17 protein-coding genes are annotated in these 17,947 nt (G+C 71.4%); 5 read left to right on the top strand and 12 right to left on the bottom strand.

What is annotated here, in order from left to right; translation table 11 throughout:
* Positions 1-10 precede the first annotated feature (10 nt).
* Both N8J89_RS23110 and N8J89_RS23115 read right to left on the bottom strand, forming a co-directional pair.
* A complete protein-coding gene (locus N8J89_RS23110) occupies positions 11-613 on the bottom strand; it encodes an alpha/beta hydrolase (RefSeq protein WP_283659085.1) in 603 nt (200 codons plus the stop codon).
* Positions 610-1,554: a ring-cleaving dioxygenase gene (locus N8J89_RS23115; protein ID WP_283659086.1), complete on the bottom strand. Its 945-nt coding sequence runs from the start codon at positions 1,552-1,554 to the stop codon at positions 610-612. Before N8J89_RS23115 ends, N8J89_RS23110 begins: the two co-directional genes overlap by 4 nt.
* A 75-nt stretch (positions 1,555-1,629) precedes the next feature.
* Here N8J89_RS23115 and N8J89_RS23120 point away from each other — a divergent pair, with 75 nt between their 5' ends.
* Positions 1,630-2,103, top strand: a complete 474-nt coding sequence (locus N8J89_RS23120) for a MarR family winged helix-turn-helix transcriptional regulator (protein WP_283659087.1) — start codon at positions 1,630-1,632, stop codon at positions 2,101-2,103.
* A 180-nt stretch (positions 2,104-2,283) separates the two neighbouring features.
* Here N8J89_RS23120 and N8J89_RS23125 read toward each other — a convergent pair whose 3' ends face one another.
* Positions 2,284-2,448, bottom strand: a complete 165-nt coding sequence (locus tag N8J89_RS23125) for a hypothetical protein (RefSeq protein ID WP_252484883.1) — start codon at positions 2,446-2,448, stop codon at positions 2,284-2,286.
* A gap of 188 nt (positions 2,449-2,636) precedes the next feature.
* Between N8J89_RS23125 and N8J89_RS23130 the strand changes: the two genes are divergently transcribed.
* Positions 2,637-3,842, top strand: coding sequence for a J domain-containing protein (locus N8J89_RS23130; RefSeq protein WP_502868323.1), 1,206 nt, complete (start codon positions 2,637-2,639; stop codon positions 3,840-3,842).
* Here the strand turns inward: N8J89_RS23130 and N8J89_RS23135 are convergent.
* Together N8J89_RS23135 and N8J89_RS23140 are read right to left on the bottom strand one after the other, a co-directional pair.
* The gene (locus N8J89_RS23135) at positions 3,839-4,201 is read right to left on the bottom strand and encodes a sunset domain-containing protein (RefSeq protein WP_283659088.1); all 363 of its coding nucleotides are present in this window, start codon (positions 4,199-4,201) and stop codon (positions 3,839-3,841) included. The two genes, N8J89_RS23130 and N8J89_RS23135, sit on opposite strands and share 4 nt — an antisense overlap.
* A 10-nt stretch (positions 4,202-4,211) precedes the next feature.
* Positions 4,212-5,261, bottom strand: coding sequence for a hypothetical protein (locus N8J89_RS23140; RefSeq protein ID WP_283659089.1), 1,050 nt, complete (start codon positions 5,259-5,261; stop codon positions 4,212-4,214).
* 139 nt (positions 5,262-5,400) lie between these two features.
* Between N8J89_RS23140 and N8J89_RS23145 the strand changes: the two genes are divergently transcribed.
* Together N8J89_RS23145 and N8J89_RS23150 are read left to right on the top strand one after the other, a co-directional pair.
* Positions 5,401-5,850, top strand: a complete 450-nt coding sequence (locus tag N8J89_RS23145; RefSeq protein WP_283659090.1) for a YkvA family protein — start codon at positions 5,401-5,403, stop codon at positions 5,848-5,850.
* Between the two features lie 315 nt (positions 5,851-6,165).
* Positions 6,166-7,404, top strand: a complete 1,239-nt coding sequence (locus tag N8J89_RS23150; protein WP_283659091.1) for a sensor histidine kinase — start codon at positions 6,166-6,168, stop codon at positions 7,402-7,404.
* A gap of 222 nt (positions 7,405-7,626) precedes the next feature.
* On the opposite strand, the gene N8J89_RS23155 is transcribed toward N8J89_RS23150, so the two are convergent.
* The 7 genes from N8J89_RS23155 to N8J89_RS23185 form a co-directional block, all read right to left on the bottom strand.
* On the bottom strand, positions 7,627-9,099 hold the full coding sequence (locus tag N8J89_RS23155) for a PQQ-dependent sugar dehydrogenase (protein WP_283659092.1): 1,473 nt from the start codon (positions 9,097-9,099) through the stop codon (positions 7,627-7,629).
* 126 nt (positions 9,100-9,225) lie between these two features.
* The gene (locus N8J89_RS23160; RefSeq protein ID WP_283666230.1) at positions 9,226-10,632 is read right to left on the bottom strand and encodes a GH1 family beta-glucosidase; all 1,407 of its coding nucleotides are present in this window, start codon (positions 10,630-10,632) and stop codon (positions 9,226-9,228) included.
* Positions 10,633-10,654: 22 nt separating this feature from the next.
* The gene (locus tag N8J89_RS23165) at positions 10,655-11,656 is read right to left on the bottom strand and encodes an ABC transporter ATP-binding protein (protein ID WP_283659093.1); all 1,002 of its coding nucleotides are present in this window, start codon (positions 11,654-11,656) and stop codon (positions 10,655-10,657) included.
* Positions 11,653-12,651, bottom strand: a complete 999-nt coding sequence (locus N8J89_RS23170) for an ABC transporter permease (RefSeq protein WP_283666231.1) — start codon at positions 12,649-12,651, stop codon at positions 11,653-11,655. The genes N8J89_RS23165 and N8J89_RS23170 overlap by 4 nt, the downstream gene beginning before the upstream one ends.
* Before the next feature lie 9 nt (positions 12,652-12,660).
* Complete coding sequence (locus N8J89_RS23175; RefSeq protein ID WP_283659094.1) at positions 12,661-13,641, bottom strand: ABC transporter permease; 981 nt, start codon at positions 13,639-13,641, stop codon at positions 12,661-12,663.
* Positions 13,638-14,720 (bottom strand): ABC transporter ATP-binding protein, encoded by a 1,083-nt coding sequence (locus N8J89_RS23180; protein WP_283659095.1) that lies wholly within the window; start codon positions 14,718-14,720, stop codon positions 13,638-13,640. Before N8J89_RS23180 ends, N8J89_RS23175 begins: the two co-directional genes overlap by 4 nt.
* Positions 14,721-14,754: 34 nt before the next feature.
* Positions 14,755-16,416 carry an ABC transporter substrate-binding protein gene (locus tag N8J89_RS23185; RefSeq protein WP_283659096.1) on the bottom strand — a complete coding sequence of 554 codons (1,662 nt, stop codon included), beginning with the start codon at positions 16,414-16,416 and terminating at the stop codon, positions 14,755-14,757.
* 252 nt (positions 16,417-16,668) lie between these two features.
* On the opposite strand from N8J89_RS23185, the gene N8J89_RS23190 reads away from it, so the two are divergent.
* Complete coding sequence (locus N8J89_RS23190; RefSeq protein WP_283659097.1) at positions 16,669-17,898, top strand: ROK family transcriptional regulator; 1,230 nt, start codon at positions 16,669-16,671, stop codon at positions 17,896-17,898.
* Positions 17,899-17,947: the final 49 nt, after the last annotated feature.

A 17,947-nucleotide genomic window follows, 5' to 3' on the forward strand; every position in this document is an offset into this window, starting at 1 on the left:
GGGAATCATCTCAGGCGTTGAGCCAGTCGGCCGCGGCCCGGGCCGCTTCCAGGGTGAGCTGGTGCCCGCCCGGGTGGCGGAAGGCGGTGACCTCCGCGCCGCGGGCCCGCAGCGTCGCCTCCAGTCGGTCCACCGAGGCCAGTGGCGCCATCTGGTCGGCGGTGCCGTTGGCCAGGAACACCCTGCTGCCGGTGAGATCCGTGCCGGGGTCCTCGGGCAGCGGGCTCATCGCGGCGAACAGGGCCGCCTCGCGCAGCACCTCCGGGTGCAGCAGCGTGACCGCGGCGGCGATGTTGGCCCCGTTGGAGAAGCCGACCGCGACCAGCCGCCGCTCCCCCAGCCCGTACTCCTCCTTGGCCGCCAGGATGAACTCGGCCAGCTCGCCCGCGCGGCGGCGCACGTCCTCGTGGTCGAAGACGCCCTCGGCCAGGCGGCGGAACCAGCGGGCCATGCCGTGCTCGGACACCGGGCCCAGCGGCGCGAGGGTGGCCGAGGCGGGACTCAGGTGCTCGGCCAGTCCCAGGAGGTCCTCCGGGCCGCCGCCGGTGCCGTGCAACAGCAGCAGCACCGGCGCGGCAGGGTCGCCCGCGCGGAACCGGTGGGTCAGGCTCACGCCGGGAGCTCCAGCTTCGGCAGCGCGCGCTGGATCTGCTCGCGGCTGGGCTCCAGCCACGGCGGCAGCTTCAGCGCGCGGCCCAGCTCCAGCAGCGGCTCGTCGGCGGCGAAGCCGGGGCCGTCGGTGGCCACCTCCAGCAGGGTGCCGCCGGGCTCGCGGAAGTAGATGGACCGGAAGTACTGCCGGTCCAGGATCTCGGTGACCCGGACGCCCCGGTCGAGCAGCTCGTCCCGCCAGGACACCTGGGTGGCATCGTCCGGCACCCGCCAGGCCACGTGGTGCACGGTGCCGACCGCGACCAGCCCGCGCTCGTCCCCGGGACGCACCAGCACGTCCACCAGGGACCCCGGACCGCCGTCCCCGGCCTCGAACCGCAGCCGGTTGCCCTCCTGGCCGACGAAGCGCAGGCCGAGGTCCTCGGTCAGGGTGCCCGCGGTGGCCTGTTCCGCGGTGACGGACAGGGTCACCGAGTGCAGGCCGCGGATGGCGTGCTCGGGCGGGACCAGGCCGTGGTCCCAGGGATCGCGCGGATCCTCCTGCGGGTGCGCCACCAGGGACAGCTCCAGGCCGTCCGGGTCGCGGAACAGCAGGGCTTCCTCGCCGTCGCGGCCCTTGATCTCGCTGACCGGCGCGCCGGCCTCGGCCAGGTGCTGCCGCCACCAGCCGAGCGAGGACTCCGGCACGGAGAAGGAGGTGGTGGTCGCCTGCCCGGTGCCGTGCCTGCCCAGGGGCGCGTCCTTCCACGGGAAGAAGGTGATCAGCGAGCCGGGCCGGCCGGAGCCGTCGCCGTAGTAGAGGTGGTAGGTGCCGGGGTCGTCGAAGTTGACCGTGGTCTTGACCAGGCGCAGACCGAGTGCGCGCAGGTAGAACTCGACGTTGCGCTGGGGGTCGCCGCCGATCGCGGTGACGTGGTGCAGCCCGCTGGTCTGGATGCTCATGCCAGAGACGCTACGCCGGGATTATCTTCCTCGCAAGAAGTTTCCCCGGAAGGGGTGCATGGCTATGCTGACGGCATGACCGAGCCGGACAAGATCGCCGATGACGAGATCATCACCTGGTGGGGACTGGTGATCGAGGGCTACCTGGCCACCCAGGACCGCCTGATGAGCGAGATCGCGGAGAAGTTCGGCCTGCAACCGGCCCCCTTCGACATCCTGCTGCGGCTGATCCGCTCCGAGGGCCACCGGATGCAGATGACCAGGCTGGCCACCGAGGCCGCGCTCACCAGCGGCGGGTTCACCAAGGTGGCCGACCGCATGGTCAAGGCGGGACTGATCCGCCGGGAGCCGTGCGAGAACGACCGCAGGGTCACCTACGCGGTGCTGACCGAGCACGGCGCGGAAGTGGCGGCGGCGGCCCGCCGGGCCGGTGCGGACAACCTGCGCCGCACCGTGCTCACCCCGCTCGGGTCCGAGCAGGCCGCCGCCCTCGCCGAAGCCATGCGCACGTTGCGCGAGACCAACGGCACGCGCTCGACGGTGAGCTGAGGGAGGACTCCCAGGACCGGGTCGGGCCTCAACGGTGTGGTGGCGCGGCGCTGGTTCGCGGGATCACCGCGTCAGCGCCTCGATGCCGTCCACTCCGGAAATCACCCGGTCGGGGAAGGTAAAACTGTCGGTCCGGATCTCGGAGGGGTCGTCGAGACCGGGACGTTATTACGAAACGAGTCAGTCCAGTCCGCGCACAATGTGCGGCTCGAACGTCTCGTCGTCCAGCAACCACTGCGGGATCGGGCTCCCGGCCACCTGGCGCGACCTGCTCTGGCGCTCGGCCTGCACCGGGAGCCCGACCCTGGGCGCGGGCTCGGTGCGTTCTCGGACCTGTTCCATCATGACGGCTACCGCCTTTCGTGTGTGTCGGCTATCACGTTAGAGGAAGGGTGGCCTTTCGCGCTCGGGTATATGCAGAACACTGGTCGAAATACGGATCGCTTATCACTCCTTCCGCTCCGGCCCGCAGGGTGGAGGCGGGTGATCATCTTCCGCGGGCACCCCATAGGGTGTTCGCGCAGACACGGAAGGTGGGCGGGATCGTGGGCGCGGTCGACTACTACGAGCTGCTTGGCGTCGGCCGGACCGCGACCGCGGCGGAGATCAAGACCGCCTATCGCGCGCTGGCCAAGGTCATGCACCCGGACGCCGGTGGCACCTCGGGCTCCTTCCGGCTGCTGCGCGAGGCCTACGAGACGCTCAACGACCCGGACCGGCGGGCCGACTACGACCGCGGCGAGGACGACGAGGACGACTGGGACGAGACCGAGGACTGGATCGACGAGTCCGACATCGAGGTCACCGTCGAGGCCCCGGAACCGCCCCGCCGCGGCACCCGGCAGCGGGCCAGGCCGTGGCCGCGCACCGGCGCCGCGCGCAGGACCCGCACCTTCGGCCCGGACCCGGAGTTCACCCCGGCCATGCCGCGGCTGGACCCGGACACCATCCCGTGGTGGCCCGAGGTCGACCCGGTGGAGCGGGTGCGCCTGGTGCCGCCGACCGGCCCGGGCCACGGGCCCGCCTTCGGCTCGCTGGCGGCCTGGCTGGCGATGTGGGTGCTGCTGCCCGCGCTGACCGGCTCGGCGTGGCTGATCGGCCTGTGGCTGGCCGTCTTCGCCGGGGTCACCGGGGTGACCCTGCACCTGTGGCGCGGGCAGCTGGCGGCGGGCCGCGCGGACCGGGAGTTCACCGCCGAGTTCGGCATCCGCACCGTGTTCGGGCGGCCCGGCGCGGAGGAGGGCGATGTCGCCGAGCAGCTCACCGCGCGGCTGCTCGGCCGCTACCTGACCCGGCTGCCGGGGGTGCGCATCTTCCACGGGCTGGCCTGGCCGGACTCGGTGTTCGCCGACATCGACCACGCCGTGCTCTGCGGGCGGCGGCTGGTGCTGATCGAGTCGAAGCTGTGGCTGCCCGGCCACTACACCGCCGACGACACCGGCGCGCTGCGCCGCAACGGCCACCCCTACCGCGGCGGCGGCACCCGGCTGCCCGAGGGCGTGGAGGCCTTCCGCGACCTGCTGCCCGAGGTGGAGGTGCGCGGGGTGCTGGTGCTCTACCCCAACCGGGCCGGGGAGATCACCACCGGCGAGGCGCCGGAGGTGGCCGCCCCGCCGATGAGCCCTGAGCAGTTCATCGCCGAGATCGGGCAGTGGCTGGCCGCCGAGCCCAGCACGGTGGACCGGGACCTGTTCCGGGTGGTGCTGGGCCAGGTGGTGCAGCCGGAGAGCGCCAGCTAGGACGGCACCGGGGTGCGGCGGCGGGCCACGCCAGGGGTGTATCCCGCCTGCTCGGCCTCGGCGGCCGAGGCGAACCAGATGTCGCCCTTGGTGCGGTTGAAGTAGGGCGAGTCCGGGGTGTGGTAGCGCTTGGTCCGGGTGTTGCCCTTGACCGAGCCGAGGATGACCTCCGCGGCCGGTTCCGGTTGCGGCAGCGCGGTTTCCACCACCTGCGGCAGGACCTCGACCACCTCGGTGACCACCGGGGTCGGTACCCGGCGCTCGGCCAGCGGGCGCACCAGCAGCAGCCAGCTCAGCAGGCCGCCGGTGAGGAAGGAGGCCAGGCACAGCAGGAAGACCTGCCAGAACAACCACATCATCGTTTCGCTCCTAGCTGACGGCGACCCGCGCGCGGCGCAGGTGCGGGACGAAGGTCTCCGGGCCGGGCTCGACCCTGGCCACGGTGGTGATCAGCTCACGCGGAACCCCTTGTCCGGCAAGCAGGTCGCGCACCAGCTCGGCGCGCCGGCCGGCCAGCTTGCGCGGGTCGACGCCGGGCGGCTGCTCCTCCGAGGCCCAGGCGGTGACCGTGATCAGCGACTTGGGCGCCACCCGCAGCAGCCTGCCGACCCGCTCCACCAGCCGGGGCCCGTGCCCCTCGCCCCAGCGCACGGTGGCCGCCTCGAAGCTGATCCCGCCCGCGCCCTCGACCATCCGGCCGACCGCGGCGTCCAGCGCCCGGATGTCCACAGTGGACGGCAGCGGCGAGGGCCCGACGGTGAGCCCGTCCGCGCTGACCGGCCCGGCCCACCGGGTGCGCAGCCGCTCGATGAGGGTGTTGCGCTGGTCGGCGTCGGCGACCACCCCGCGCACGGTCACGGCCTCGGGCCGGATGGCCACGGTGAGGTCCGCGCCCCTGGTCTCGGCGGCGGCCTGGGCCAGCCGGGCCAGCTCCTCGGCTGGCAGGTCGGGACCGGTGCCGTGCGCGGTCAGCGTCAGGTCGGTGACCTGGTGGCCGGGACAGCGGGCGGTGACCGCGTCCAGCAGCCGCCGGGTGGCCAGCTCGCTGTGGCCGGTGGCCGAGACCATTAACTCGCCGTCGCGCACCCGCAGCTGCACCGGGGTGGTGGCCAGCTCGCGGGCCACCACCGAGTCCACGCCGGGCAGGTTGGCCACCATGGTGCTCAGCGCGGCCAGCCGCTCCCCCGGCAGTCCGGCGAGGGTCAGCTCCCGGCCCGCCGCGGCCACCTGGGCGTCCGGGTGCCCGGCCCCGCCCAGCGCGGCACGGGCCTTGGCGCTGAGCTCGTGCTCGATCCTCGGCCCGGCCACGGCCACACCAAGACCGGCCAGCAGCACGGGCACCACGACCGCGGTCAGCGCCCAGCCGATCCACTGTGGACGGGGGTGCGGCGGGGCTTGCGGGTCTGCTGTCTGGTCCATGGGCACCGGGTTGTAGCGAAACGCGCCGCGCTCGCGCCAGCTCGCTGCGGGCTATCCTGGTGACACGCCGGAGAGTTCACCTGGTTCAGCGATCATGAGACTGGGAACCCTTGTCCGGTCAAGGAGTCGGGGAGGTCGGGTGCTGGTTCTCGGGGTGGCGCTGCTCGCGCTGGGCGGGCTGGCCTTCTGGCGGCTGTCCTCATCGGTGCTGTGGCTGGAGCCGACCACGGTGGCCATCGTGCTGACCGTGCTCGGCGGGCTGTTCCTGGTCGCGGGCGCCGTGCGCGCGGTGCGCAGGCGCAAGGGCCTGGGCTCGCCCAGCACCGTGCAGCGGGCGCGGGCGCTGCCCAGGATGCTGCGCGCGATGCGCGACCGCCGCTATCCCGCGCCGCCGTGGTCCAAACGGTTGTTCTGGATCGCCGGGATCGTCTACATCATCTCCCCGATCGACCTGCTGCCCGAGGTGTTCCTGCCGTTCATCGGACTCGCCGACGACGTCGGCCTCGGCGCCTTCCTGCTGGCCCAGCTGCGCGCGGAGACCGGCCGGTTCGTCGAGGTGGAACGCGGCAATTCCACGCCGGAAAAGTAGACCGGCCAGTTTCTATTCAGGCCGGTGGCGATTGGGCCGAAAGGACGCTCCCCGGTGCGGCCACAGTGCGTAGCATCGATCGACGGGACATCGATTGCACCTGCGGTTTCGCGTCCTGGTGTGGTGCGCGGGGTCGCCAGGACCCGAAACCGGTAAGTCCCCGGACCAGCTGCCGTCGCGGCCTGCCCGCACGGGCAGCGGAATGCGACCAAAGGCCCATCCGAGGCGACGAACGACATCGTTCGTAGGGACTTGAGGGGGCCGAAAGGCGTTTCTCTCACCTGAACCCACGGTCGAGTCAGTACCGTTCTCGGTGTGCAGGCACCATCACGCCGGCCATGGTGGCCACCGCGCCGGGCGAGTCCCGCGGACGCGGCGGTCGCGCTCGCCCTCCTCGCCATCGGTCTGCTGCCCCCGCTGCTCGGCTCGCTCTGGTGGCCGGCCGACGCCTACCCGTGGCCAGGGGTGCTCGGTCAGGCCGTGGCCAGCCTGCTGGTGCTGGGCCGGAGCGTGGCCCCGGCGGCGGTGGCCTTCGGGCTGACCGGGGTGGTGCTGGCCGAGCTGGCGGTGCCGGGCCTGCTGCTGCCCTCGAACCTGGCCACCGTGCCCTGGCTGGCCGCCGCGCTGGGCCTGGCCGCGTTCACCGTGCCCCGCGCCCGGCAATGGTGGTGGTGGCCGCTGGCCGGGGTGGCCGCGGTGCTGGCCGCCCAGCCGTGGCGGCTGGACCTGGGCATCACCGCCACCGGCCTGCTGCTCACCCTGCTCCCGGTGCTGCTGGGCCGCCACCTGCTGGCCCGCCGCGCGCTGGCCCGCGCCGAGGCCGAACGCGCCGGGCACGCCGACACCGAGGCCCGGCTGCTGGCCGAACAGGCCCGCGCCGAGCAGCGGGTCCGGCTGGCCGGGGAGATGCACGACGTGCTGACCCACCGGGTGAGCCTGATGGTGCTGCAGGCGGGCGCGCTGCGGATGACCGCCCCCGACGAGGCCACCCGCCAGGCCGCCGAGGACCTGCGCGCCGCGGGCTGCCACGCCCTGGACGAGCTGCGCGACCTGGTCGGCGTGCTGCGCACCCTGCCCGCCAAGAGCGCCAACGGCGAGGCCGCGGTGGAAGCCCCGGCGACCGCGCTGCCGGACCTGTCCGCGCTGGTCGCCGAGACGGTGTCGGTGGGCATCGGGGTGGACCTGGTGCAGGACGGCTCGCCGGTGCACACCTCGCCGGTGGTGGGCCGCACCGCGTTCCGGATCGTGCAGGAGGCCCTGGCCAACGTGCGCAAGCACGCCCCGGGCAGCCAGGTCAGGGTGCACGTGCGCTACGGCGCGGACCGGGTCTGGCTGAGCATCCGCAACACCGCCCCCGCCGTCGCCCGCCTCACCACCGCCCCCGCCGGCCCGCCCACCGGCGGCGGCCTGCTCGGCCTGCGCCAGCGGGTCGCCCTGGTCAGCGGCACCATCAACGCCGGCCCCCGCCCCGACGGCGGCTACTCCGTCGACGCCATCCTCCCCGCCTACATGCCCACCGGCTCCCACGCCGACCTGGCCCGCCACGCCCGCTGACCCCTCCCCCATCGTGTTGGCCGATCTCGTACGGAGTCTTGGCCGATCTCGTACCCGGTGTTGGCCGAAGTGGTACGGGGTGTTGGCCGCTCCGGCGCGCCAGCGGCCAACACCCCGTGCGAGAACGGCCAACACACGGTGCAGGTTCGGCCAACACGGCGTACCAGAACGGCCAACACGGCGGGTGCTGCCGGGCGGGTGGAGCCGCCCGGCAGCTTCGCCTCAGCGGATCTCACTCCGCAGGACGCGGTCGGAGCCGGGGCCCTGGCCGCCGTTGCCGTCGGCGTTGGTGGTGCCGATCCAGATCGCGTTCGCACCCGGCACCTTCACCACCGCGCGCAGGCGGCCGAAGCTGGTGAAGTGGCTGGTGGTCGCGCCCGCGCTGGTGCCGTTGAGCTCGACCCGCCACAGCCGCTGCCCGCGCAGGGCGGCGATGTAGGCGGTGTCGTTGACGATGGCCAGCGAACTGGGCGAGGCCTCCGCAGTGGTCCAGGTCCGCTTCGGGTTCTCCATGCCGCTGACGTTGCAGTTGCCCTCGCACTGCGGCCAGCCGTAGTTGCGGCCGGGCAGGATCAGGTTCAGCTCGTCGGTGGAGACGTTGCCCAGCTCCGCCGACCACAGCCGACCAGCCGAGTCCCAGGCCAGGCCCTGGGCGTTGCGGTGGCCGTAGCTGTAGACCAGCGAGTTGAACGGGTTGCCCGGCGCGGGCGCCCCGGTGCGGGTGAAGCGCAGGATCTTGCCGGCCACGCTGCCCAGGTTCTGCGCCAGGCTGGTGTTCTGCGCGTCACCGGCGGTGGCGTAGAGGAAGCCGTCCGGGCCGAACTTGAGCTGGCCGCCGTTGTGGAAGCGGCTGGCCGGGATGTTGTTGACGATGACCTGGCGGTTGCCCAGCGTGCTGCCGTTGAAGCTCATCCGCACGATCCGGTTGGCCTGCGCGCCGCCGTCGTTGGAGGTGTGGAAGAAGAACACGTCCTGGTCGCTGGTGCCGTTCCAGGTCGGCGAGACCGCCACGCCCATCAGGCCGCCCTCGCCGCCGGTGGTGGTGCTGTTGGGCACCGTGCCCACCTGGGTCCTGCTGCCGTTGAGCCCGGCCCGGAACACCCGGAAGGTGTCGCGTTCGGTGATCAGCGCGGACTGGCCGTCCGGCAGGAAGGACACCGCCCACGGGATGGACCAGCCGGTGCTGACGTTGGCCGGCGGCTGCGGGTTGCCGCGACCGGGGGCGGGCGCGGTGTCCACGTCCAGGGCGTCCAGGTTGGGTCCGCCCGCGGCGGTGGCCCCGGTGGCGCGGATGGTGTTCGCGCCCGCGTTGAGCGCGGTCGTCACCGTGACCGACTGGTAGGTGGTCCAGCCGTTGCTGGGGAAGGCCAGGTCGTTGGACACCAGGTTGCCGTTGACCGTGATGTCCAGCGGCCGGTTCGCCCCGCTGCCGTTGGCGTAGCGGAAGGACAGCACCGCGTTCGGGCTGGCGGTGGCGGCGTTGACCGTCCACTGCACGTAGCTGCCCGCCACGTTGTCGCTGTTGACGAAGCCGCTGCCGCTGAAGCCGGCGTGGTTGGACTCCACCACGCCCTGGGAGATGGTCGCGGTCTCCGCCTCGTGGCGCACCGGGGCCGCACCCGCCTGCCCGGCGGGCAGCACCAGCGCGCCCGCCACGACCACCACCGGCAGCCCCGCTCTGGTAAGCGCTTTCATGCCAGTTCTCATAACCGTTCCTCTCGAGTGTGCGGTGAGGGAAGGCGGTTTCCCGTGGCGGCGGGATTCTCGGGAGAACCAAAAACATGGTGCGGCAGCCCGGTCGGCTGCCGCACCGGCCATTCGTCAGGAGCCGGACCGGACCTGGCGGATGGTGTCCCGGTACCACAGCGCGCTGCGCTTGGGCGTGCGCCGCTGGGTCTCGTAGTCCACGCGGACGATGCCGAACCGCTTGTCGTAGCCGTAGGACCACTCGAAGTTGTCCATCAGCGACCAGGCGAAGTAGCCGCGGATGTCCGCGCCCTGCTCGCGCGCGGCCGCGACCGCGGCGATGTGCCGGCGGAAGTAGTCGGTGCGCTCGGTGTCCTCGACGAAGCCGTCGGCGTCCGGAACGTCCACAAAGGCCGATCCGTTCTCGGTGATCACCATCGGCACGCCGGGGTAGTCCCGGCCCAGCCGCACCAGCAGCTCGGTGAAGCGCTCGGGCACGATCTCCCAGCCCATCGCGGTGACCGGTTTCCCTTGCGGGATCTGGCGATCGACCGGGTTGCCGTCGGCGTCGCGGGTGTTGCCGTGCTCGTCCCGGCCGGAGAAGACGTGGCCGGAGTAGAAGTTGACGCCGAGCACCTCGATCGGAGTGGAGATGATCTCCAGGTCGCCGTCCTGGACCGGCAGCTCGATCTTGCGGTCGGCCAGGTCGGTGACGATGTCGGCCGGATAACGCCCGCGCAGCAGCGGATCCAGGTAGATCCGCGCGCCGAGACCGTCGGCCCGGCGGGCGGCCTCGCGGTCCTCGATGGAGTTGGTGGCCGGGGTGGCGGTGCCCATGTTCAGGGTGATGCCGAACTCGTGCTCGGGGTCGCCCGCGGCGCGCATCCGTTGGGTGGCAAGGCCGTGGCCCAGCAGCAGGTGGTGCACCGCGTGGATGGCGTCCTCGAAGTTCTGTCTGCCGGGGGCTTGGCGGCCTTCGTAGTAGCCGAGCATGGCCGAGCACCAGGGCTCGTTCAGCGTGGTCCAGTCCCGCACCCGGTCCCGCAGCTTGTCGAAGACCAGCATGGCGTAGTCGGCGAAGCGGTAGGCGGTGTCGCGCACCGGCCAGCCACCCGCGTCCTCCAGCTCCTGCGGCAGGTCCCAGTGGTACAGCGTGACCCAGGGGTCGACGTCCTTGGCCAGCAGCTCGTCGACCAGGCGGTCGTAGAAGCCGATCCCCTTGGCGTTGACCGGACCCGTGCCGCCCGGCTGGACCCTGGGCCAGGACACCGAGAAGCGGTAGGTGTCCACGCCGAGGGAGCGGATCAGCTCGACGTCCTCTGGCATCCGGTGGTAGTGGTCGCAGGCCACGTCGCCGTGGTCGCCTTGGTGCACCATGCCCGGTGTTCGGCAGTAGGTGTCCCAGATCGAGGCCGTGCGTCCGTCCTCGAAGGCCGCGCCCTCGATCTGGTAGGCCGAGGTCGCCACGCCCCAGCGGAAGGACTGCGGCAGGGTGCGGATCAGCTCCTCCGCCGCGGTGCTCGCCGGGGCTGCCGTCGTGATGTCCACGCTGTCTCCTTCTCCCTCAGGTCGGAACTCGGTCGCCTGCGTGCAGGTGGCACGCCACGGTGCGGTCGGCGTTGCCGGCAGGCGGTCCGAGCACGGGAACCCGTTGCGCGCACGGGTCGAAGGCCCGCGGACATCGGGGGTGGAACGCACAGCCGCTGGGCAGCGCCCTCGGGTCCGGTGGCGAACCCGGGATTCCGGACAGCTCCCGGCGCGGGCCGCGCAGGGCGGGGAAGGAGTGCAGCAGGCCGTCGCTGTAGGGGTGCAATGAGTCTCGGTACAGCTGTGCCGAGGGGGCCTGCTCGACGATGCGTCCGCCGTACATGACCGCGATCCGGTCGGCGAACTCCACCAGCAACGACAGGTCGTGCGTGATGAACAGGACGGAGAAGTCGAGTCGTTCGCGGAGGTCGACGAGCTGGCGCAGGATCTGCCGCTGGGTGACCACGTCCAGCGCGGTGGTCGGCTCGTCCATGATCACGATCTGCGGGTGCAGCGCCAGCGCCATGCCGATCATGACGCGCTGGCGCATGCCGCCGGAGAGCTGGTGCGGGTAGGCGTCCAGGCGGTCGGCCGCGATGCCCACCAGGTCGAGGAGCTCCTTGGCGCGGGCCCGGCGGGAGCGGGCGGTGCTGCCGGGGTCGTGCGCCTTGATCACGTCGGTGAGCTGGGCAGAGACCTTGTGCACCGGGTTGAGCGAGTTCATCGCGCCCTGGAACACCAGCGAGGTCTCCGCCCACCGGAACCTGCGCAGCTCCGGCACGGACAGGCGCAGGATGTCCACCGGTTCGCCGCCGGGGTCGTGGTAGATGACCTGGCCGCCGCGCACCACGCCGGGCGGGGGCAGCAGCCGGGTGAGGCCGTAGGCCAGGGTGGACTTGCCGCTGCCGCTCTCCCCGGCCAGGCCGAGCACCTCGCCGCGGTGCAGGGTCAGGTTGACCTCCCGCACCGCGCGCACGGCGCTGTCGCCGAGACCGTAGTCGACGTTGAGGTCCTTGATCTCCAGCACCGGCCTGCTCATCGCGCACCGTCCTTTGTGGACTTCCCGAGCACGGGGGTGAAGCCGACCCGCATCCGCACCACGCGGCCGTCGGCGGTGCGCGTGCGGCGTCCGCCGGAGCTGCGCAGCCGGGGGCTGACGAACTCGTCGATGCCGAAGTTGAGCAGCGAGAGCGCGGTGCCCAGCAACGCGATGGCCAGCCCGGCCGGCACGAACCACCACCAGGCGCCCTGGGCCAGGGCCTGCTGGCTCTGCGCCCAGAACAGGATGGTGCCCCAGTTCCACTCCGAGATGCCGGAGATGCCGATGAAGGCCAGGGTGATCTCCGACATCACCGCGAAGATCACCGTGCCGACGAAGTTGGAGGCGATCACCGCGCTCAGGTTGGGCATGATCTCGAAGATGATGATCCGCCAGCTGGTCTCGCCGGTGGCTCTGGCCGCTTCCACGTAGTCCCTGCGCCGCAACGACAACGTCTGCGCGCGCAGCACCCGCGCGCCCCAGGCCCAGGAGGTGAGCCCGATGACCAGCGCCACGGTGAGGTCGCCGCTGCCCGGCAGGGTCGCGGTCACGATGATCACCAGCGGCAGCGCGGGCAGCACCAGGAACACGTTGGACACCACCGAAAGGCTCTCCCCCGCCGCGCCGGAGAGGTAGCCGGAGGTGACGCCGATGAGCACCGCGAGCACCGCGGCCACTCCCCCGGCCAGGAAGCCGACCAGGATCACGCTGCGCGCGCCGACCAGGACCTGGCTGAAGATGTCCTGCCCGATGTGCGTGGTGCCGAAGAAGTGCGCGGCCGAGGGCGGTTCCAGCAGCGCGGAGCTGCGCTGGGACGGGTCATACGGCGCGATCCACGGCCCGATCACCGCCAGCAGCACGAAGAAGCCGATCAGCGCGAGCCCGGTGGCCACCTTGGCGTTGGCCGCGAAGCGGAACCGGCGACGCCTGCCGACGATCAGCGCGGGCTGTTCCGGGGGCAGGTCCGCGGCGGCCAGCAGGTCGGTGGTGGGCATGGCCACGGCTCAGCCCTCCTTGCGGGTGCGCGGGTCAAGGGCCAGGTAGGCCAGGTCGGCGAGCAGGTTGGCGACCAGCACGGACAGCGTGATCACCAGGAAGATGCCTTGCAGCAGCGGGTAGTCCTTGGCCCCGACGGCCTGGAAGAGCTGGAAGCCGACGCCGGGATAGGAGAAGACGATCTCCACCAGCAGCGTGCCGCCGACGATGAAGCCGAGGGAGAGCGCGAGGCCGGAGACGTTGGGCAGCACCGCGTTGCGCGCGGCGTAGCTGAGCGCGACCCGGCTCTCCGACAGGCCCTTGGCGTGCGCCACGGTGACGTAGTCCTCGGCGGCCACGGTGACCATCATGTTGCGCATGCTGAGGATCCAGCCGCTCATCGAGGAAATGATGATCGTCACCGCGGGCAGGACGCTGTGGTAGAGCGCGCTGCCGACGAAGTCCAGGTCCCAGCCCGGCACCAGTCCCGCCTCGAACCCGCCGGAAGCCGGGAAGGCGCCGTCGATCCCGGCGAACAGGGTGATCGCGATCAGGCCGAGCCAGAAGTAGGGCACCGAGGACAGGAAGGTGGTCACCGGCAGCACCAGGTCCACCCAGGACCCGCGCCGCCACCCGGCCAGCACGCCCAGTCCGGTGCCGATCAGGAAGCTGGCGACGGTGGTGACGCCGACCAGGACCACCGTCCACGGCAGGCTCTGCGCCAGCACGTCGGAGACCGGCGCCGGGAAGAAGGTGAAGGACAGGCCGAGGTCGCCGCGCAGCAGCTGAGCGCAGTAGTCCAGGTACTGCGCCACCAGGCTCTGGTCGCCGTCGAGTCCAAAAAGGACATAGAGCGACTGGATGTTCTCCGCGCTCATCGCGCCCTGCTGCCGGGACAGCAGCGAGGTGACCGGGTCGCCGGGGATCAGCCGGGGGATGAAGAAGTTGATGGTCACCGCGGCCCACGCGGTGAACAGGTAGAACGCCAGGCGTTGCAGCACATGCCTCACGTGAGCGGCTCCTCGGCCGGATCGCCTGCCGCGTACAGCCAGCAGGCCGCCCAGTGCCCGTCGGCGTCGCCGATGTCGAGGCGCGGCGGGACCTCACTGGCGCAGCGGGCCATGGCCTGCGGGCAGCGCGGATGGAACCGGCAGCCCGAGGGCGGGTTGATCAGGCTCGGCGGTTCGCTGCCCGCCTTCGCCAGGGAGTTCACTTTGTCCGGCACGGCGGTCTCGTGCGCGCTGCGGTCCGGGTCGGGCGCGGAGTCGATGAGCAGTCGGGTGTAGGGGTGCGCGGGCCGCTGGGTCACCGTCTCGCTGTCGCCACCCTCCACGATCCGGCCCGCGTACATCACCAGCGTCTCATCGGCGAAGTAGCGGGCCGAGGCGATGTCGTGGGTGATGTAGAGGATGGCCAGCCGCAGTCGTTCCTTGAGGTCCCGCAACAGGTTCAGCACGCCAAGGCGGATGGAGACGTCCAACATGGACACCGGCTCGTCGGCCAGCAGCGCGTCCGGGTCCGCGCCCAGCGCGCGGGCGATGGCCACCCGCTGGCGCTGGCCGCCGGAGAGCTCGTGCGGGAACTTGTCCAGGTAGCGTTCCGGCGGGGTGAGCGAGACCCTGGTGAGCAGCTCGTGCAGCGCGGCCTCCAGCTCGGCCCGGTTCGCGCCGCCGTTGCCGTGGATCTTCAGTGCCCGGCCGAGGTGGTAGCGCACGGTGTGCACCGGGTTCAGCGAGGCGAACGGGTCCTGGAAGATCAGCTGCACTTTTCTGCTGTAGGCGCGGAACTTCCGGCCGCCGCGCACGGTCACCGGCTCGCCGTGCAGCCGGATCTCGCCGCCGGTGCGCGGGTACAGCTGGGCCAGCAGCCTGGCCACGGTGGACTTGCCCGAACCGGACTCCCCCACCAGCGCGGTGACCCGGCCACGCCGCAGGCGCAGGGTGACCTCCTCCACCGCGTGCACGGTCCGCGCCGTGCGGGAGAACACTTCCCTGGCCCCCTTGCGGACCGGGAAGTGCTTGGTCAGGTCCTCGGCTTCCAGCACCACCGCCGTAGTGCCGGAAGCCGAGGCAATCGTGCCCTCACTCATACCCGTGAGTCCTCCTGTCCTTCCCAGGCGCCGCTCAGGAGGCGGGTTTGAGGTGGAGCACGACATCCAGTGAGGTGCGCAGGCTCGGCTGAGCCGGCGCGTAGGGGTTGCTGTCATCGGGCCAGCCGACCCAGTTCCTGGTGCTGTACATGCCACCCACGTTGGCCGCGCCGGTGACCGCGACCGGCTGCTGCTCGATCATGATGCGCTGCAGGTCGTGCAGCGCGGTGGTGCGACCGGCGTCGTCGGTGGCGTTGGCGTACTGGCGCAGCGCGGCGGTGGCCTGCTCGTTGCGGAAGCGGCCGTAGTTGCCGATGGTCTGCCCGGTGCCCAGCGGCTTGTACAGCTCGCCGTCCATCATGTACCGGTAGGCCTGGTACGGGGTCGGGCCGTCCTCGGTCCAGTGCAGGACCGCCTCGAAGTTGCCCGCCTCCACCGCCTCGGTCCAGGCGTCCTGGTTGGTCTTGTCCACGGTGGCGGTGATGCCGATGCCGGAGACGTTGTCCTTGATGATCTCCAGCGTGGTCACGTAGTCCGACCAGCCCGAGGGCACCGACATGGTGAGCTTGACCGGCTTGCCCGCCGGGTCGATGAGCGCGCTGCCCTCGTAGCGGAACCCTGCCGCGGTGAGCATCCGCTTGGCCTCGTCCACGTTGGGGGTCAGCGTCTTGCCCCGGTACTCCGGCGCGATGAAGGCCTCACCGCCCGGCGTCGGGATGCCGGTGACGTTGTCGATCTTGGGGTAGAAGTACCCGGCCTCGGCCTGGATGAAGATGTCCTCGCGGTTGATCACCAGGTTGATCGCCTTGCGCAGCGCCGCGTTGTCGAAGGGCGCCTTCTCGGTGTTGAACCACAGGCCGTGCACGCCAAGGGATGCGGGGAACCACAGCTTGTGGTGCTGCGGGTTCTTGCTGGTGTAGACCGCCTTGTAGTTCGGGATGAACACGAAGGCCCACTCCGAGGCGCCGGCGGCCAGCGCGGTGGTCTGCGCGTTGTTGTCGTTGTAGGAGGTGTAGCGGAGCTCCTTGACCTTCGGCAGCTCCTGCCAGTAGCTCTCCCGCGCGGTGAGCGTGACGGTCTGCTGGGTGAAGGACTTCAGCGTGTACGGGCCGGTGCCGACCGGGTTCTTGTTCAGCTCCTGGGCCGGGTCCTTGACCTGCTCCCAGATGTGCTTGGGCACCACCGCGGCTTCCAGGATCATCAGCTGGTTGGTGAACTGGGACCTGGGGAAGGTCACCGTCACCGTGTTGCCGCTGGGGGTGATCTCGCCGTAGGGGATGGCGTGCAGGTTGAACGCCGGGTGCTTCTTCAGCAGGCCGAGGCTGAAGGCCACGTCCTGCGCGGTCATCGGCTTGCCGTCGGAGAACTTGACGTTGTCGCGCACGGTGATGGTGAGCTTGGTGTAGTTGTCCGCCCAGTCCCACTTGCTGGCCAGCCAGGCCCTGCCGGGGTCGGTGGGGCGGGCCTTGTTCCGCATGACCAGCGGCTCGTAGATCATCCACCGGTAGCCGAGCGAGCCGGCGGCCGAGGTCTCCAGGAACGGGTTGTGGTTCTCCGGCTGCGGCCCGTTGGGCGCGCCGATGTTGAGCACCGCGCCGGCGTTGCCCCCGGTGCTGCTGTTCCCGCTGCCGCAGGCGGCCAGGGCCGCGGCAAGGATTCCCGCGAGGGTCAAGGCCGCGATGCGCTTGACTCGCATGGATCCTCCTTCGACGTCGATGGCGGCTCGCTGTGTCCCGGGAGACCCTTGGAAGCGCTCTCTCGGTCAGCTTGTGCGAGGCAGTCAACCGGCCGCACCCGGCCACGTCAATAACGAGAACATAACGTATCTCGGCTAAATTTAAGCCATGAAGTAAGCACGACGGCGTGGCTGGGCGCGGAAGATCCCCGTTTGGCCCACACTGGTGCCGAGGTTGTTCACATACTTGTTTCAAGGGGGGAGGAAACCACCATGACGGCACGACGGTCCACGGTGCGGGACCTGCGCCGCAGCAACCGGTCCATGCTGCTGTCCAAGCTGTTCTTCGACGGCCCGCTCAGCCGCCAGGAGCTCAGCCAGCAGACCGGCCTGAGTGCGGCCACGGTCAGCAACGTCACCGGGGAGCTGGCCGAGGAGCGGCTCATCGTCGAGGCGGGCCTGGTCGAGTCCGACGGCGGACGGCCCAGGGTGCTGCTCCGGGTGGACCCGGAGTACGCCCACGTGGTCGGCATCGACGTCGGCGAGACCGGCGTGAAGGTCGAACTGTTCGACCTGGGCATGACCCGCCTGGCCGCGGTGGACCACCCACTACCCAGCTCCCGCCCCCGCCCGGCCGCGGTGGTCACCCAGGTGGCCTCCGGCCTGCGCGAGGTGATGGCCACCGCCGGGGTGAGCGCGGGCACGGTGCTCGGCGTCGGCATCGGCGTGCCCGGCACGGTGGAGCAGGGCAGCACCGTCCGCGTACACGCCCAGACCATCGGCTGGGACGGCGTGGAACTGGAAAACCTGTTGCGCGCCAAGGGCGTCGAGCTTCCCCTGTTCATCGACAACGGCGCCAAGACCCAGGGCCAGGCCGAACTGTGGTTCGGCGCCGGCCGAGGCGCCCGCCACGCGGTGGTAGCCCTCCTCGGCTCCGGCGTAGGCGCCGCGGTCATCACCGACGGCGCCACCTACCGCGGCTCCACCAGCAGCGCCGGCGAGTGGGGCCACACCACCATCGTCTACAACGGCCAGGAATGCCGTTGCGGCGCAAGGGGTTGCCTGGAAGCCTACGTCGGCGCGGAAGCCATCCTGGAGCGCTACCGCAAAGCCCGCGGCGGCCGAGCCGTCCCCGGCACCGACGAGCAGAGCAGCCTGGCCGCCCTGCTGGCCGCCGCCGAACGCTCCCGCACCGCCGCCAAGGTCCTGGAGGAAACCGCCGGCTACCTGGGCGCGGGCATCGCCAACCTGGTCAACCTGTTCAACCCCGAACGCATAGTCCTGGGCGGCTGGGCAGGTCTGTCCCTGGGCGCCACGCTGCTACCCGCGATCCGCGAGGCCACCGCCGCCCATGCGCTACGCCACCCCTACGGCCAGACCACGATCGAGGTGGGCCAGCTCGGCCCGGACGCGGTCGCGGTGGGAGCGGCGACGTTGCCGGTGGCCTCCCTGCTGGACCAGGGCTGCGACCCGAGGGAGACCGCGGGCGACGACGCGGCCTGAGGCTCGCCGGCGGGCCGCCGCCACGGCCCCTCCGGCACATCAGCGCGGC

The sequence above is a fragment of the Crossiella sp. CA-258035 genome, from assembly GCF_030064675.1.
Lineage (GTDB): Bacteria > Actinomycetota > Actinomycetes > Mycobacteriales > Pseudonocardiaceae > Crossiella.